This window comes from Comamonas testosteroni, from assembly GCF_000761245.1.
Classification (GTDB): domain Bacteria; phylum Pseudomonadota; class Gammaproteobacteria; order Burkholderiales; family Burkholderiaceae_C; genus Comamonas; species Comamonas testosteroni_C.
Map to the genome: position 1 here is coordinate 81,766 of NZ_AWOR01000044.1, position 15,472 is coordinate 97,237.

The 15,472-nt window shown below is 63.7% G+C and carries 11 protein-coding genes; 5 read left to right on the top strand and 6 right to left on the bottom strand.

Annotated features, from left to right (window positions below; translation table 11 throughout):
* Positions 1 to 10: 10 nt before the first annotated feature.
* The 6 genes from P353_RS10455 to apbC form a co-directional block, all read right to left on the bottom strand.
* A complete protein-coding gene (locus tag P353_RS10455; protein ID WP_198529054.1) occupies positions 11 to 940 on the bottom strand; it encodes a DMT family transporter in 930 nt (309 codons plus the stop codon).
* 147 nt (positions 941 to 1,087) lie between these two features.
* On the bottom strand, positions 1,088 to 1,327 hold the full coding sequence (locus P353_RS10460) for a formate dehydrogenase subunit delta (protein WP_034368872.1): 240 nt from the start codon (positions 1,325 to 1,327) through the stop codon (positions 1,088 to 1,090).
* Positions 1,327 to 4,242 carry a formate dehydrogenase subunit alpha gene (fdhF, locus tag P353_RS10465; RefSeq protein ID WP_034368873.1) on the bottom strand — a complete coding sequence of 972 codons (2,916 nt, stop codon included), beginning with the start codon at positions 4,240 to 4,242 and terminating at the stop codon, positions 1,327 to 1,329. The genes P353_RS10460 and fdhF overlap by 1 nt, the downstream gene beginning before the upstream one ends.
* A gap of 10 nt (positions 4,243 to 4,252) precedes the next feature.
* Entirely contained in the window at positions 4,253 to 6,388 is a 2,136-nt protein-coding gene (locus P353_RS10470; protein ID WP_034368875.1) for a formate dehydrogenase subunit gamma, read from the bottom strand.
* A gap of 113 nt (positions 6,389 to 6,501) precedes the next feature.
* The gene (locus P353_RS10475) at positions 6,502 to 7,443 is read right to left on the bottom strand and encodes a LysR family transcriptional regulator (RefSeq protein WP_034368877.1); all 942 of its coding nucleotides are present in this window, start codon (positions 7,441 to 7,443) and stop codon (positions 6,502 to 6,504) included.
* Complete coding sequence (apbC, locus tag P353_RS10480) at positions 7,443 to 8,534, bottom strand: iron-sulfur cluster carrier protein ApbC (protein WP_034368879.1); 1,092 nt, start codon at positions 8,532 to 8,534, stop codon at positions 7,443 to 7,445. The genes P353_RS10475 and apbC overlap by 1 nt, the downstream gene beginning before the upstream one ends.
* A gap of 123 nt (positions 8,535 to 8,657) precedes the next feature.
* Between apbC and P353_RS10485 the strand changes: the two genes are divergently transcribed.
* The 5 genes from P353_RS10485 to P353_RS10505 all read left to right on the top strand — a co-directional run bounded on the left by P353_RS10485 (position 8,658) and on the right by P353_RS10505 (position 15,244).
* Positions 8,658 to 9,227, top strand: a complete 570-nt coding sequence (locus P353_RS10485; RefSeq protein ID WP_034368970.1) for a restriction endonuclease — start codon at positions 8,658 to 8,660, stop codon at positions 9,225 to 9,227.
* A gap of 93 nt (positions 9,228 to 9,320) precedes the next feature.
* On the top strand, positions 9,321 to 10,607 hold the full coding sequence (locus P353_RS10490) for a patatin-like phospholipase family protein (protein ID WP_034368881.1): 1,287 nt from the start codon (positions 9,321 to 9,323) through the stop codon (positions 10,605 to 10,607).
* Between the two features lie 75 nt (positions 10,608 to 10,682).
* Entirely contained in the window at positions 10,683 to 12,428 is a 1,746-nt protein-coding gene (locus P353_RS10495; RefSeq protein ID WP_034368883.1) for a sensor domain-containing diguanylate cyclase, read from the top strand.
* Positions 12,429 to 12,657: 229 nt separating this feature from the next.
* Positions 12,658 to 14,805, top strand: a complete 2,148-nt coding sequence (metG, locus tag P353_RS10500; RefSeq protein ID WP_034368885.1) for a methionine--tRNA ligase — start codon at positions 12,658 to 12,660, stop codon at positions 14,803 to 14,805.
* Between the two features lie 169 nt (positions 14,806 to 14,974).
* Positions 14,975 to 15,244, top strand: coding sequence for a hypothetical protein (locus P353_RS10505; RefSeq protein ID WP_230847764.1), 270 nt, complete (start codon positions 14,975 to 14,977; stop codon positions 15,242 to 15,244).
* Positions 15,245 to 15,472: the final 228 nt, after the last annotated feature.

The window sequence follows — 15,472 nt, forward strand, 5'->3', positions numbered from 1 at the left end:
GCAAGCAGCTTCAGGCACCCGTGCGGCGCCCCCAGTTCATCACTGCCGTGCCCAGCACCGCCATGGCACCGCCCAGCACCATCGATCCATCAATGCTTTCACCCAGCAGCAGGGCAGAAAGCAGCACGCCGATCACAGGCACCAGCGTGATATAGCCCGATGCGGCACCCGCGCCCAGAGATTTGACGCCCGCGAAGTACCAGGCATAGGCCAGGGCCGTGGAGCCATAGGCCATGAAGACCATAGCCGTCCAGGCCGTGCCACTGGCCTGGAATGCCGAAACCAGCCCCTGCGGACCTTCCAGCATCAGGCTGGCGGCCAGCAGCAGCGAGGCACCGAAAATGGAGGTCACGGTGGTGGCAGCCAGCGCATCCACGCCTGCCAGCATGGCGCGGCCGATCAGCGTGTAGCAGACCCAGCAGGCGACGCAGCCCAGAATCAGCATCTCGCCCACCCCCACCGTTCCGTTGAGCAATTGCATGGGATCGCCATGCGAGATGACCACCACGGCACCGCAAGCCGCCAGCAGCATGCCCAGGGCAATGGTGGCGTTGATGCGTTCCTTGAACAGCCACACGGCAAACGCCAGCGTGACCACCGGATTGAGCGTGATGAGCAGCGCCGCCTTGCCCGCAGGCAGATGCTGCAGACCTGTGAGGAAAAAGCTGGCGTAGCCGAACACCCCGGTCGCGCCTGCGGCAAACATGCCCAGCCAGGTCTTGACAGACCAGTGCCTCAGAGCACCCAGCCCGCCCGAAAAATACAGCCAGGGCAGCAGCAGGGTAGCGGCCAGCAAAAAGCGCAGCGCCGACGCCGCCAGCGGCGGCATATTGAGCGCCAGAATGCGGCCAGCCGGCCAGGAAGCGCCCCACATCAGGGCCATGCCCAGAAGACGCAGATGCGCGCTCATCAAAGAGCTTTTGACGGATTCGGAAGTCATGAAGATGGCCAACAAAAAAAGCCGCAGCCATTCGATCGCGGGCAGCGGCTCAGATCAGGGATCTGAAGACCCAATATACCCGCACAACACGTTCCGGATGGATGGATGGATGGATGGATGCATGCCGCTGCTGTCTGGCGCACTGCGCTATGCCTGCACAGGCCCCAGCAGCGCGGCATGCTTGTGCAACGCATCACGCACCAGAGGTCGCAGCTGCGCTGCCTCGGAGGGCTCGTTCAAGGCCGCCAGAATGCGAAGCCGCATGCGCGGCTCCCAGAACTTCTGGATATGCTGGGCCACACCGTCAAGCGCCTCGTCATGCTCGGGCATGGCCTCGAAGAACTCGGCTATGCGATTGGCCATGCGGATCAGGTTGTTCACGTCCATCACTGACTTCCCATCTCCAGCTGAGCCGCGGCCAGATGACCGAGCTGCTGGTCGTTGAAACGCTTGTAGCCTTGCTGCCAGCTTGAAGGCTGCGCCACGGGCAGTACCTGCACGGCCGTCACCTTGTACTCGGGGCAGTTGGTGGCCCAGTCCGAGCTGTCGGTGGTGATCACATTCGCGCCCGACTCGGGAAAATGGAAGGTGGTGTAGACCACACCGGGCTGTATGCGCTCGGTCACCGCGGCGCGCAGCACCGTATGACCAGCACGGCTTTCAATGCCCACCCAGTCACCATCGCCTATGCCGCGATCCTCCGCATCATGGGGGTGGATCTCCAGCCTGTCCTCGCCATGCCAGTGGCTGTTGGGCGTACGCCGCGTCTGCGCGCCCACGTTGTACTGCGAGAGAATGCGCCCCGTGGTCAGCAGCAGCGGAAAGCGCTGCGTGACCTTTTCATCCGTGGCCACATACTGGGTGATGATGAAACGGCCCTTGCCACGCACGAATTTTTCCTTGTGCATGATGGCCGTGCCCGCCTCTTCGGTGCCTTCATTGCAGGGCCACTGAACGCTGCCCAGGCGCTCGATCTTCTCGTAGCTCACACCTGCGAAAGTCGGAGTCAGCTCCGCAATCTCGGCCATGATCTCGCGCGGATGGCCGTAGTTCATGGGATAGCCAAGCGCCTTGGACAAAAGCTGAGTCACCTCCCAGTCGGCATAGCCGGCCAGCGGCTGCATGAGCTGGGTCACGCGCGAAATGCGGCGCTCGGCGTTGGTGAAGGTGCCGTCCTTTTCCATGAAGGACGAGCCGGGCAGGAACACATGGGCGTACTTGGCGGTTTCGTTGAGGAAGATGTCCTGCACCACCACGCACTCCATGGCCGACAGCGCTGCCGTCACATGCTGGGTGTTCGGGTCGGACTGCACGATGTCCTCGCCCTCGCAGTACAGGCCCATGAAGCTGCCTTCCAGCGCGGCCTCGAACATATTGGGAATGCGCAAGCCCGGCTCGGGACTGAGCTTCACGCCCCAGGCGCCTTCAAACTCGGCGCGCGTGATGCTGTCCGAGATATGGCGATAGCCCGGCAGCTCATGCGGAAAGCTGCCCATGTCGCAGGAACCCTGGACATTGTTCTGGCCGCGCAACGGGTTCACGCCCACACCTTCGCGGCCCACATTGCCCGTGGCCATGGCCAGATTGGCAATGCCCATGACCATGGTCGAGCCCTGCGCATGCTCGGTCACGCCCAGGCCGTAGTAGATGGCGGAGTTGACCTGCTTTCCTTGCGGATGGTCCGCACTGCCCAATGCATACAGCCGCGCCGCGCCGCGCACCAGCTCGGGTGCCACGCCGGTGATGTCGGCCGTGGCCTCGGGCGAGTTCTCGGGCCGGGCGACGAACTCCTTCCATTGCGCAAAGGACTTGGCGTCGCAGCGCTCGTCAATATAGGCATCGGCCAGCCAGCCCTCGGTGACGATCACATGGGCCAGCGCCGTGATCATGGCCACATTGGTGCCGGGCCTCAGCTGCAGGTGGTAGTCGGCCTTGACATGGGGCGAGTTGACGAGCTCGATCTCGCGCGGGTCGATCACGATCAACCCGGCACCAGCTCGTCGGGCGTCGCCACGCAGCCGCTTTTTCATGCGCGAGCCGAACACCGGATGCGCCGCCGTGGGATTGGCGCCGATCACCATGATCACATCGGAGTGCTCGACCGACTTGAAGGTCTGCGTGCCTGCCGACGTGCCATAGGTCTGGCCCAGACCATAGCCCGTGGGCGAGTGACAGACGCGCGCGCAGGTATCGACATTGTTGTTGCCGAAGGCTGCGCGAATCAGCTTCTGCACCAGATAGGTTTCCTCGTTGGTGCAGCGCGACGAGGTGATGCCGCCAATCGAGTCCCTGCCATGCTTTGCCTGGATGCGGCGGAATTCGCTGGCCGCATGGCCAATGGCCTCCTCCCAGCTGACTTCGCGCCAGGGGTCGGTGATCTTCGCGCGGATCATGGGTTGGGTGATGCGGTCCTTGTGCGTGGCATAGCCCCAGGCAAAACGCCCTTTGACGCAGGCATGGCCTTCGTTGGCCTTGCCGTCCTTCCAGGGCACCATGCGCACCACCTGCTCGCCCTTCATCTCGGCCTTGAAGCCGCAACCCACACCGCAGTAGGCGCAGGTGGTGATCTCGCTGTGCTCGCTCTGGCCCAGCTCGACCACGGTCTTTTCCTGCAAAGTGGCTGTGGGACAGGCCTGCACGCAGGCGCCGCAGCTCACGCAGTCGCTGGCCATGAAGCCGTCGCCCTGGCCTGCCGTGATGCGAGACTCGAAACCGCGTCCGCTGATCGTCAGTGCAAACGTACCCTGCGTTTCCTCGCAGGCGCGCACGCAGCGATTGCAGACAATGCACTTGCTGGGGTCGTAGTTGAAATAGGGATTGGAGGTATCGACCTCGGCCCTGGCCTCGCCCTTGAAGTGGTTGGCTCCATCCATGCCATAGCGCACCTCGCGCAGACCGACCACTCCGGCCATGTCCTGCAGCTCGCAGTCGCCGTTGGACGAGCAGGTCAGGCAATCGAGCGGGTGATCGGATATATAGAGCTCCATCACGCCCTTGCGCAGCTCCTGCAGCTGCGGGCTCTGGGTGCGCACCTGCATGCCCGCTTCGACAGGCGTGGTGCAGGACGCTGGAAAGCCCTTGCGCCCCTCGATCTGCACCAGACACAGCCGGCAGGAACCAAAGGGCTCCAGCGAATCCGTGGCACAGAGCTTGGGCACCTTGATGCCGCCATCGACGGCTGCGCGCATCAGCGATGTGCCCTTGGGCACGGTGACCTCGCGGCCGTCGATATGCAGCGTGACCAGCTCCTCGGACAGGCTGGCAGGCGTTCCGCAATCGGTGTTCTTCAGATGTTCCAGCATGGCTCTCTCTTCAGACGGGGTTCACGGTCTGCACGGACTCGATACCGAAGTCCTGCGGATAGTGCTGCAGCGCAGAGCGCACCGGATAGGGGGTCATGCCGCCCATGGCGCACAGGCTGCCATGCTGCATGGTGTCGCACAGGCTCTCGAGCAGTGCCACATTGGCCGCACGCTCCGCACCACCTTGACGCGTGATTCGGTCTATCACCTCCACTCCCCGCGTGGAGCCGATGCGACAGGGCGTGCATTTGCCACAGGACTCGATGGCGCAGAACTCCATGGCATAGCGCGCCAGCTTCGCCATATCAGCCTGATCGTCATGCACGACCAGCCCGCCATGGCCTATCACATTGCCTTTTGCGGCATAGGCTTCATAGTCCAGTGGCGCATCCCAGTCCTCGCGGGCCACATAGCTGCCCAACGGCCCGCCCACCTGAATCGCCTTGACGGGCCGGCCCGTGGCCGTGCCGCCGCCAAAGTCCTGCACCAGCTCGCGCAGCGTAAGACCGAAGGCCTTTTCCACCAGGCCGCCTTGCGCAATATTGCCTGCCAGCTGGAACGGCAGCGTGCCGCGCGAGCGGCCCATTCCATAACCCTGATAGAAGGCCGCTCCCCTGGCCAGGATGATGGGCACGGTCGCCAGCGTGATCACATTGTTGATGACCGTGGGCTTGCCGAACAGGCCTTCGATCGCGGGCAGCGGCGGCTTGGCACGCACAATACCGCGCCTGCCTTCGATGCTCTCCAGCATGGCGGTCTCTTCCCCGCAGACATAGCTGCCCGCCCCCTTGCGCACCTGCAGGTAGAACGCCTGACCGCTGCCGGCCACATTGCCGCCCAGCCAGCCCGCAGCACTGGCACGCGCAATCGCCTCGTTCAGCACCGCAATCGCATGCGGATATTCGCTGCGCACATAGATATAGCCCTGAGTCGCTCCCACGGCCAGACCAGCGATCGCCATGCCCTCGATCAGGCAGAACGGGTCGCCCTCCATGAGCAGACGGTCGGCGAACGTGCCCGAATCGCCTTCGTCGGCATTGCAGGCAATGTATTTCTGCGGACCTGGTGCAGCCGCCACGGTCTTCCATTTGATCCCCGCCGGAAATGCCGCCCCGCCGCGGCCGCGCAAGCCGGAGTCCAGCACCTGCCGGACGATGGCTTCGGGCGCCATGGCCGCAGCGGACCTGAGGCCTTGCCAGCCGCCATGGGCCTCGTAGTCCTGCAGACTCAGCGGATCGATGATGCCCACGCGCGCAAAAGTCAGCCGCTCCTGCCGTGCCAGATAAGGCATCTGCTCGGTCAGCCCATGGCATAGCGCATGGGGCTGGCCCTGCAGCATGCCGGCGTCCAGCAGACCCGGCACGTCGGCCGCCTGAACCGGGCCGTAGGCCACGCGGCCCTGTGCAGTCTCGACCTCGACCAGGGTCTCCAGCCACAGCAGGCCGCGCGAGCCATTGCGCACCAACTCCACCGCCAGGCCTCGCGCCGCGCACTCGCGCTGCAGCGCCTGGGCCACTGCATCCGCGCCCACGGCCAGGGCTGCGGCATCGCGTGGCACATAGATGCGCGTGGCAGCGACAGCTTCACTTTCGAGAGCTGGCTGCGGTTCATCTGCTTTGGTTTCAAGCTGCTTTTGCTGAATTTCCTCCAGCAGGGCATCGAGCCGGTCCGCAGTCATCTGCGCATGGACTTCGCTCTCATCGACCATCACGGCCGGCGACTGGGCGCACAGCCCCAGGCAGTAAACAGGCTCCAGCGTCACGCTGCCATCGGCACTCGTGCCATGGGCCTGGCAGCCCAGTTTCGCCTGCGCATGGGCGAGCAGTGCATCGCCACCACGCGATTGGCAGGCTTCGGCCCGGCAGACCTGGATCAGTGTCCTGCCATGGGGCTGCTCGCGCAGATGCGGGTAATAGCTGACAACACCATGAACCTCGGCTCGCGAAAGATTCAGGGCCTCGGCAATGGCGGGCACGGCAGCACGAGGGATGAAGCCCAGCCTGTCCTGCAGGGAATGCAGCAGCGGCAGCAGACCACCAGGTTCCTGGCCAAAGCGTGCCAGACATTGCTTGAGGGCATCCTGCTGTTCAGGGCTGAGCAGCAGCGGCGCAGACTCCTGCGGCTGCGCAATCGGGTTGTGGGGCATGGGGCGGCCTTTTTATAAGAGCGCACCAGCGCCCTTTGTCTCATGCCGTATTTCAGCCCCGGCCGCAACTCAGGTCAAATTCTTTGAATTGATGCAGCGATTCAAATTGCAAATCAGCGCACGGCCCCGGCAAAGCTCGCACATTGCTGGCGCCAGTCCTGGGACTGCATGAGCACAAGGGCGGCCTGCTGGGCCCGGGTGGCCTGCTCCTGCGACGGGCTCAGGAAAGCGATGGCCGTCTGCACCTTGGGTGCAGTCAGAGGGCGCACCGAGATCCGGTCCGAATCGGGCAGCGTCGCCACCAGCGCGCCGGGCAGCACGCTGTGCAAACCGCCTTCAGTCACGGCCAGCATCAGGCTCAGCACGGAATTGGTCTCCATGGCCGCACTGACCTCGCAGCCTGCCGCCATGAAGCTCTGGTCCACAATCAGCCGGTTATGCATGTCCGGCGTCAAAAGACATAGCGGCAGCCTGGCCGCCTGAGACCATTTCACAGGCTTCTGGCTCTGCTCTTCAGCCGCAGGACTGAGCAGAAAATAATGCTCCTGATACTGCGGCCAGACGGAGATGCGGGCGCTGCGCGCCGCACGGCTGCCCGACTCCAGCCTTTCGCTATAGCCCAGGGCCAGGTCCAGCGTGAGATCTTCGAGTCCGGTTTCTATCTCCAGCGAGCTCATGGAGAGCACCATGGGCGTGATGCCCGGATGCCGGGCACGCAGCAGCGCAGCAAAGCGCGTCAGCATGGGGATGGCGGTAGGCACGGCAGCCATGCGCAGCAGGCCTTTGAGCTGGCCGGCTGCGGCGCTCAGATCCTGCCTCAGCGCCTCCTCGGCCCTGAGCATGGACAGCGCCGTGGCCAGCACCTGCTCTCCCTCGGCGGTCAGTCCGCCGAAGACGCGGCCGCGCCTGACGATGACGGCTCCGAACTCGTCCTCCAGCGCCTTGAGCGCATTGGACAGTGCAGGCTGCGTGATATGACAGGCCTGCGCCGCCCTCGCGAAATGGCGGTGCTCATTGAGCGCCACCAGATAACGCATGGAGGTCAGCAGGTTCATCAGGTATTGCTGCTAACCGTGATCGTGGGAAACTTGCTGGAGAAGTCCTTGGCCTTGAGAGCTACCTTCACGGCCAGATCGCGGGCGACCTTTTTGTAGACCTGGGCGGCTTCGCTCTCGGGCTCGGCCACCACCGTGGGCTTACCGCTGTCGGCCTGCAGACGGATCTGCAGCGACAGGGGCAGCGCGCCCAGATAGTCGATGTTCTGCTCGCCGGCCATCTTCTTGCCGCCGTCGGCGCCAAAGATATGCTCGACATGGCCGCAATTGGTGCAGACATGGGCGGCCATGTTTTCGACCAGGCCGAGAATCGGCACGCCGACCTTCTCGAACATCTGAATGCCCTTCTTGGCATCGATCAGGGCGATGTCCTGTGGCGTGGTCACCACCACGGCGCCCGTCATGGGCACGCGCTGGGACAGCGTCAGCTGGATATCACCGGTTCCGGGCGGCATGTCGACCAGCAGATAGTCCAGATCCTTCCAGTTGGTCTGGCGCAGCATCTGCTCCAGCGCCTGGGTGGCCATGGGGCCGCGCCAGATCATGGCCTGGTCGTTGTTGACCAGCAGACCGATGGACATGACCTGCACGCCATGGTTCTCCAGCGGCTCCATGGTCTTGCCGTCATGGCTTTCGGGCTTGCCCGAAACGCCCATCATCATGGGCTGGCTGGGGCCGTAGATGTCGGCGTCCAGAATGCCCACGCGGGCACCTTCGGCGGCCAGCGCCAGTGCCAGATTGGCCGTGGTCGTGCTCTTGCCCACGCCGCCCTTGCCGGACGAGATGGCGATGATGTTCTTCACCCCGGGCAGCAGTTGCACGCCGCGCTGCACGGCATGCGAGGCTACCTTGGTGGTGATGTTGACCGAGACATTGCCCACGCCGGCCACCGTCCTGGCCGCAGCGATGAACTGGCTGCGCAGCGCAGGATGCAGACTGCTGGCGGGATAGCCCATCTCCACGTCGAACGAGACGTCGTCACCCGCGATCTGCAGATTGCGCAGGGCGCGCGTGCTCACAAAGTCCTTGCCAGTGTGCGGATCAAGCACGGTGGCCAGCGCGCTCAGAAGCGCTTGTTCTGTAACAGCCATTGGATTTAGTTTTCCAGAGGTTTCTTCAATGAGGGATAGTCTAGCGAAGCTGTCCAACCCCTGTGCACAGGAGACAATGCAGCCCTTTGCCCAAGATTTGAGAGACAGCCCGTGAAACTGAAGATGGCCGAAAATTCCCTGTTCGCAGTCCTGATGCGCTCGCGCTGGTGGATCAGCTTTGCGATCTGCGCTGCCGTGGTGCTGGTGTCGCTGGCGGTGTTCCCCAAAGACATCTCGCCTTTTGCCGCGCTGGGCGCCTTCCCGTTCTTCGTCGTCGGCTGCATTGCCTGCTACAGGCAGCTGCGGGCCCCCAGCCCGGCAAGGCTGGAGCAGATTCAGCAGGTGATTGCCGAGCAGTCCTGGGCCGACTTCAGCGCACAGCTGCAGACGGCCTGGCAAGCCGAAGGCTATGAGGTTCAGCGCCTGAACCAGGCCGGTGCCGATCTGCTGCTGACGCGCAACAGCCAGACCAGCGTGGTCGGCGCGCGCCGCTGGAAGGCCGCCGCCCACGGCGTGGAGCCGCTGCGCGAGTTGCAGGCCGCGCAACACAAGCTGAAAGCCGATCTCTGCGTTTACGTGGCTCTGCAGCCTCTGGGCGAGAATGCCGCCAGCTGGGCTGCGCAGAATCAGTTGGTGGTGCTGGATGCCAAGTCCATTGCCACGCTGATCGCCAAGAACCAGAAAAAGAGCTGACGCCCGCCTCAGACTGTCCCCAGGGCCGCCACCGGCCCGCTCGATGGCCCGGCCCACCTACCGCCCGCGGCCCAATCCGGGCACACTGCAGCCATGGCGGCAGTGAAGTTCTCTCCCCCCCTCCCAACCAGTCTTGCCGAAGCAGAGCGGCAGAGCTCCGTAGGCCCCAGCTCCAGCATCGGGCAGACCGGCCTGTTGCTCAGCGGCGGCGGCGCCCGGGCTGCCTACCAGGTCGGCGTGCTGGCAGCCATCGCCGAGCTGCGCCGCGCTCGCGGTCTGCAGCATGGCCCCAACCCCTTTCCAGTGCTTGCAGGCACATCGGCAGGCGCCATCAATGTTGCAGCCCTGGCTTGCCATGCCGATGCCTTTGACAGCGCAGTGCGGCGCATGCTGCATGTCTGGGGCCATATGCATACCGAGCAAATCTACAAGACCGACTCGCTCAGCGTGCTGCGCAGCGGCGCACGCTGGCTAACGCTGTTGTCGCTGGGCTGGGCGCTGGCCCGCTGGAGCCGCATGCGCCCGCGCTCGCTGCTGGACAACGCTCCGCTCAAAACCCTGATGAACAGCGGCCTCATGCCGTTCGAGCGCATTCCACAACTCATCGACAGCGGTCATCTGCACGCCCTGGCCATCACCGCGTCCAGCTACAGCAGCGGCCAGCACATCACTTTCTTTCAGACTCGCGAAGCCTTGAGCCCCTGGGTGCGCGACCAGCGCAAGGCCGTTCAGACCCTGCTGAGCGCCGATCACCTGCTGGCCTCGTCGGCCCTTCCCTTCATCTTTCCAGCCATGCCGCTGCCCATGGACGGACATCTCGAGCATTTCGGCGACGGCTCCATGCGCCAGACTGCGCCCCTGGCCCCGGCCATCCATCTCGGCGCCAGCAAGCTGCTGGTGGTCGGCGCGGGCAGACGCCACGAGCCTGTGAGCAGCCAGCCGCAGGCCGATGCCAGCTATCCCACCCTGGCCCAGGTGGCCGGGCACGCGCTGTCGAGCATCTTCCTGGACACGCTGGCTGTGGACATAGAGCGTGCCGAACGCATCAATCACACGCTGAGCCTGATTTCGCCGGCCGAGCGCATCCACAGCCGGCTGCGCCCTATCGAGGTACTGGCCATCACCCCCAGCGAGCGCATCGACGATATTGCCACGCGCCACATCGACAAGCTGCCGCTGCCCGTGCGCACCCTGCTGGCCACGCTGGGCGTGCGCGCCGGCACGGGCAACCCCATGCGCGATGGCGCGCTGGCCAGCTACCTGCTGTTTGAGCAAGGCTATACCCGTGAACTGATAGCACTGGGGCGCAAAGACACGCTGGCCCGAAGTGAGGAGCTGTGCGCCTTCCTGGGTTGGCCTCAAGAATGTAACAAATGTTAATGATGCGAAAGGAGACAGGCAAATGATGCGTGAGACACTTTGCATGACCTTCATCATCTTTCCGACAACCGCCTAGTGACTCCATCCCCACAGCCCATCCGCGCTTCCAAATCGCTCAAGCTTTCGCTGATCCTGCCTTTTGTTGCCCTGATTGCGCTGCTGACATCGGCCCTGGGCATGCTCTGGTACTGGACCGGCAGCAACACGGTGTCCGCCTTGTCCGAGCAGGTGATGGAAGAGAAAGCCGAGCGTATCGCGCTGATCGTGGATCGCCACCTGTACCCGTCCAGCGCCGTGCTGGAGGCAGCGTTTCCCAGCGGCCAGCCCGTAGCTGCCGATATCCGCGAACATATTCCCGAGCTGATCTCCCGGCTGTGGGTGGCGACCTCGCTGCATACCCGGCCTAATGACTATGTGTACTACGCCAATATCGCGGGCCAGGGCATTGCTCTCAAGCGAGTGGCCCCAGAACTGGGCCAGTTGCGCCTCAAGACCCAGCCCGGCGAGCACCGCAGCTACTTCAAGGTCGCCGGCATGCATGCCGAGCCGATCTACGAATCCACCGAAACCAATCTGTTCGAGCCGCGCCAGCGCCCCTGGTTCAAGCTTGCGGCGCAATCGGCCGATGTGATCTGGACTCCTGCCTATATCGACTTCAGTGCCAAGGACCTGGTGCTCACGCGCGCACGCCGCATCCTCTCCAGCAAGGGCAGTCTCGAGGGTGTGGTTGCCACTGATATTTCGCTGCGTGCTCTCAACGAATTCGTCAACCAGTTGCACCTGAGCGAACATGGTCGCGCCTTCATCATCGAGGCCGACGGCTCCCTGATCGCCGCCACCGGCATGCCCAACATCCACCGGCGCGAAGACGGCAAGCTGGAGCGCATGACCGCCGCCAACAGCCAGGACCCGCTGATTCAGGCGGTGTACGACAAAATCCGGGGCGCCTTCCAGGCCTCGCCGTCCAGCGACGCCCTCGGCACAGCCCTGCTCGAAGATGACAGGCACAACCATATTCGCATTGCCTACCGGCGTCTGAGCAATGGAGCCGGTCAGGACTGGATGGCCGTGGTGGCCGTACCGCACAAGGACATGCTGGCCGGTGTCTACCGCCATATGGCCATGGTGGGCAGCCTGGGCTTGCTGGCCCTGGTCGTGGCCGTCGTCATCGGCACCCGCATCTTCGGCGCCGTGGCCAACGATATGCGCTCGCTGACCCGCGCCGTACGCAGCGTGGGCCAGGGCGAAATCGACACGCCGATCGAAGTGCAGCGCCGCGATGAAATTGGTGAACTGGCCCACAATTTCCACCGCATGCGCCACAGCCTGTTTACCGATCCACTGACCGGAGCCAGCAACCGCAGCGCACTGCAGCATATTCTGACCACACTCACCCGCCCCCTGCCCGGTCGGAGCATGGCCGCCCCATTTGCCCTGCTGTTCGTGGACCTGGACCGCTTCAAGCCGCTCAATGACCGCTGGGGCCATGACAACGGCGATCTGGCACTGGCCGAGATCAGCCTGCGCCTGCGCAATCTGCTGCGCCCCGACGATGTCGTTGCCCGCCTGGGCGGTGACGAGTTCATCCTCATCCTGCGCGGCGTCAGCGACGAGGAGCAGGTTCAGGCCGTGCGCCTGAAGATAGAGCATGCGCTGCAACAGCCGCTGAGCACGCTGCAAGGCATTCCCGAGGGGGAAGCCGTGACCGTGGGCGCATCCGTGGGGCAGGCCCTGTATCCCAGAGATGCTCAGGATGCACAAAGCCTGCTCAAGGTGGCCGACCAGGACATGTATCGCAACAAAAGACCTTCGGTGAGCTGAGCGCAGCCTCGGCCAACGCTTCTAATTTAGGAGCTACTTACGCTTTATATTCATAGAATTAACATTGTTTTCATATTGAAAACAATATGCAAACTGCGTAACTAGCTACAAAAAACAAAGCAACTACCGTTGCCGAACGAACTCGGCGGGCGCCGCCGCAAAACCCGCGCCCGCAGCCTGAAGCCAAGCCCTTCTAGAATGACGGGTTCTCTGTGAAAGCTGTTTCCTCATGACCGCACGCAAACTATTCGTCACCACCGCCCTGCCGTATGCCAACGGCAACTTCCACATCGGCCACATCATGGAATACATCCAGGCCGACACCTGGGTGCGTGCGCAGCGAATGCAGGGCAATGCGGTCAACTTCGTGGGCGCCGACGACGCCCACGGCGCGCCCATCATGATTGCCGCCGAAAAGGCCGGCAAGACGCCCCAGCAGTTCGTGGCCGACATCGCCGCCGGCCGCAAGCAGTACCTCGACGGCTTCCACATCGCCTTCGACAACTGGAGCAACACCGACAGCGCCGAAAACCACGAGCTGTCCAAGCAGATCTATCTGGACCTGAAGGCCGCCGGCTTCATCGAATCCCGCACCATCGAGCAGTTCTTCGACCCCGAGAAGAACATGTTCCTGCCCGACCGCTTCATCAAGGGCGAATGCCCGCGCTGCCACGCCAAGGACCAGTACGGCGACAACTGCGAAGTCTGCAGCTCGGTCTACGCGCCCACCGACCTCATCAACCCGTTCTCGGCCCTGTCGGGTGCCACGCCGGTGATGAAGTCGTCCGAGCATTTCTTCTTCAAGCTCTCCGACCCGCGCGCCGTGGAGTTCCTGACCGAGTGGACGCAGAACGGCAAGCATGTGCAGCCCGAAGTGGCGGCCAAGATCAAGGAATGGTTCGGTGTGCGCACCAACCCTGACGGCTCGACCAGCGAAGGCCTGGACGACTGGGACATCAGCCGCGACGCCCCCTATTTCGGCATCGAGATTCCCGATGCTCCGGGCAAGTACTTCTATGTCTGGCTGGATGCGCCCGTGGGCTATCTGGCATCGCTCAAGGAACTGCTCAACAAGCGCGGCGAGGACTATGACGCCTATATGGCCGACCCCGCTCTGGAGCAGTACCACTTCATCGGCAAGGACATCATCACCTTCCACACGCTGTTCTGGCCCGCGATGCTCAAGTTCAGCGGCCGCAAGACGCCGACCAGGATCTGCGTGCACGGCTTCATGACCGTGAACAACGGCGAGAAGATGAGCAAGAGCCGCGGCACCGGCCTCGATCCGCTCAAGTACCTGTCGCTCAAGATGAACCCCGAGTGGCTGCGCTACTACCTGGGCGCCAAGCTCAACGGCAAGAACGAAGACATCGACTTCAATCCCGAAGACTTCATGCTGCGCGTCAACTCCGACCTGATCGGTAAGTACGTGAACATCGCTTCGCGCGCCGCAGGCTTCATCAGCAAGCGCTTTGACGGCAGGCTGGGTCAGGTAAGCGAAGACGGCCAGGCCCTGCTGGCCGCGCTGCGCGAGCAGCAAGCCGCCATCGTCGCCGCCTACGAGGCCCGCGACAGCGCCCGTGCCGCGCGCGAGATCATGCTGCTGTGCGACAAGGTCAACAGCTATGTGGACGCCAACAAGCCCTGGGAGCTGGCCAAGAAGGAAGGCATGGATGCACGCCTGCACGATGTGTGCACGACCTGCATCGAAGCCTTCCGCATCCTGACCATCTACCTGAGCCCCATCCTGCCCGGCGTGGCCGCCGAAGTGGCCCGATTCCTCATCGTGCCGCCCGAGAGCTTTGCCGACGTGGTCAAGCCCCTGGGCGCAGGCCACCAGATCGGCATCTACCAGCACCTGATGCAGCGTGTCGATCCCAAGCAGCTCGAAGCCCTGTTCGAAGCGCCCGCTGGCCAGGCCGCCCCCGCTGCCGAACCCGCCAAGGCCGAGAAAAAGGCCGCCAAGAAGGCCGAGCCCGTGATCGACCCCAATGCCCCCGGCGGCGAGCCGCTGGCCGAGACCATCAGCATCGACGACTTTGCCAAGGTCGATCTGCGCATCGCCAGGATTGTGGAATGCAGGGCGGTGGAAGGCTCGACCAAGCTGCTGCAGCTGACGCTGGACGTGGGCGAGAAGGACGAGAGGGGCCAGCCCAGGACCCGCAATGTGTTCAGCGGCATCAGCAGCATGTACCAGCCTGAGCAACTGCAGGGCAAGCTGACGGTGATGGTGGCCAATCTGGCACCGCGCAAGATGAAGTTCGGCCTGTCCGAAGGCATGGTGCTGGCCGCCAGCCACGCCGACGAGAAGACCCACCCCGGCATCTATGTGCTGGAGCCCTTCCCCGGCGCCATGCCCGGCATGCGGATTCATTGATCTCATGATCCCCCCTGAGTCGCCTTCGGCGCCTTCCCCCCGGGGGGGCGACACCTTCGCCGCGAGGCGGCTCTTGCTCGGTGTCTCCTCGCGGGGGCATGCCTCATCAGGCTCCTGCGGTTTCTGGCTGGCTGGAGCTTTTTTATGCCTGGCGCTCTCGGGCTGCACCGTGATCGCCGTCACCGGCACCGCCATCAGCGTGACGGCCGGGGCCGTGGGCCTGGCTGCCGATGCCGCCATCGGCACAGCCAAGATCGTCGGCAAGGGCGTGGGCAAGGCCGCTGATGCCTTGATGGATGACGACCCGCCCGATACCAGCGGCGTGAATATTCGCTACCGCGATCCCTCGCCCACCGCTCCCGCAGCGGCAGAAATGCCGGCAACGACCGCCAGCCCCGCACCTGCCGCGCCCTCTGACGGGCTGCCGCAGCAATACTGACGAACCGCCCGCATCGGTTCACGGAAAACCGCATTGCGCTACACATTAGATAGCGCAATGCGGTTTTTTCATGCCCTGGCGCGGCCCTGCAAGCACAAGCGCAGCGCATAACTAAATAACCAATAACTTCCTGTTACACCACCGGGATATTGAGCTTGCCAGGAGCGGTCCACTTCCTAGAATCCGACTCCATCAACTCTGCCTGCTCCGCCCCTGCCCAGAAGAATG

Bases quoted from the DNA above. Each gene is read 5' to 3' on its own strand.
- P353_RS10455 (WP_198529054.1), bottom strand. From the start codon at position 940: ATGACTTCCGAATCCGTCAAAAGCTCTTTGATGAGCGCGCATCTGCGT.
- P353_RS10460 (WP_034368872.1), bottom strand. From the start codon at position 1,327: ATGGACGTGAACAACCTGATCCGCATGGCCAATCGCATAGCCGAGTTC.
- fdhF (WP_034368873.1), bottom strand. From the start codon at position 4,242: ATGCTGGAACATCTGAAGAACACCGATTGCGGAACGCCTGCCAGCCTG.
- P353_RS10470 (WP_034368875.1), bottom strand. From the start codon at position 6,388: ATGCCCCACAACCCGATTGCGCAGCCGCAGGAGTCTGCGCCGCTGCTG.
- P353_RS10475 (WP_034368877.1), bottom strand. From the start codon at position 7,443: ATGAACCTGCTGACCTCCATGCGTTATCTGGTGGCGCTCAATGAGCAC.
- apbC (WP_034368879.1), bottom strand. From the start codon at position 8,534: ATGGCTGTTACAGAACAAGCGCTTCTGAGCGCGCTGGCCACCGTGCTT.
- P353_RS10485 (WP_034368970.1), top strand. From the start codon at position 8,658: ATGGCCGAAAATTCCCTGTTCGCAGTCCTGATGCGCTCGCGCTGGTGG.
- P353_RS10490 (WP_034368881.1), top strand. From the start codon at position 9,321: ATGGCGGCAGTGAAGTTCTCTCCCCCCCTCCCAACCAGTCTTGCCGAA.
- metG (WP_034368885.1), top strand. From the start codon at position 12,658: ATGACCGCACGCAAACTATTCGTCACCACCGCCCTGCCGTATGCCAAC.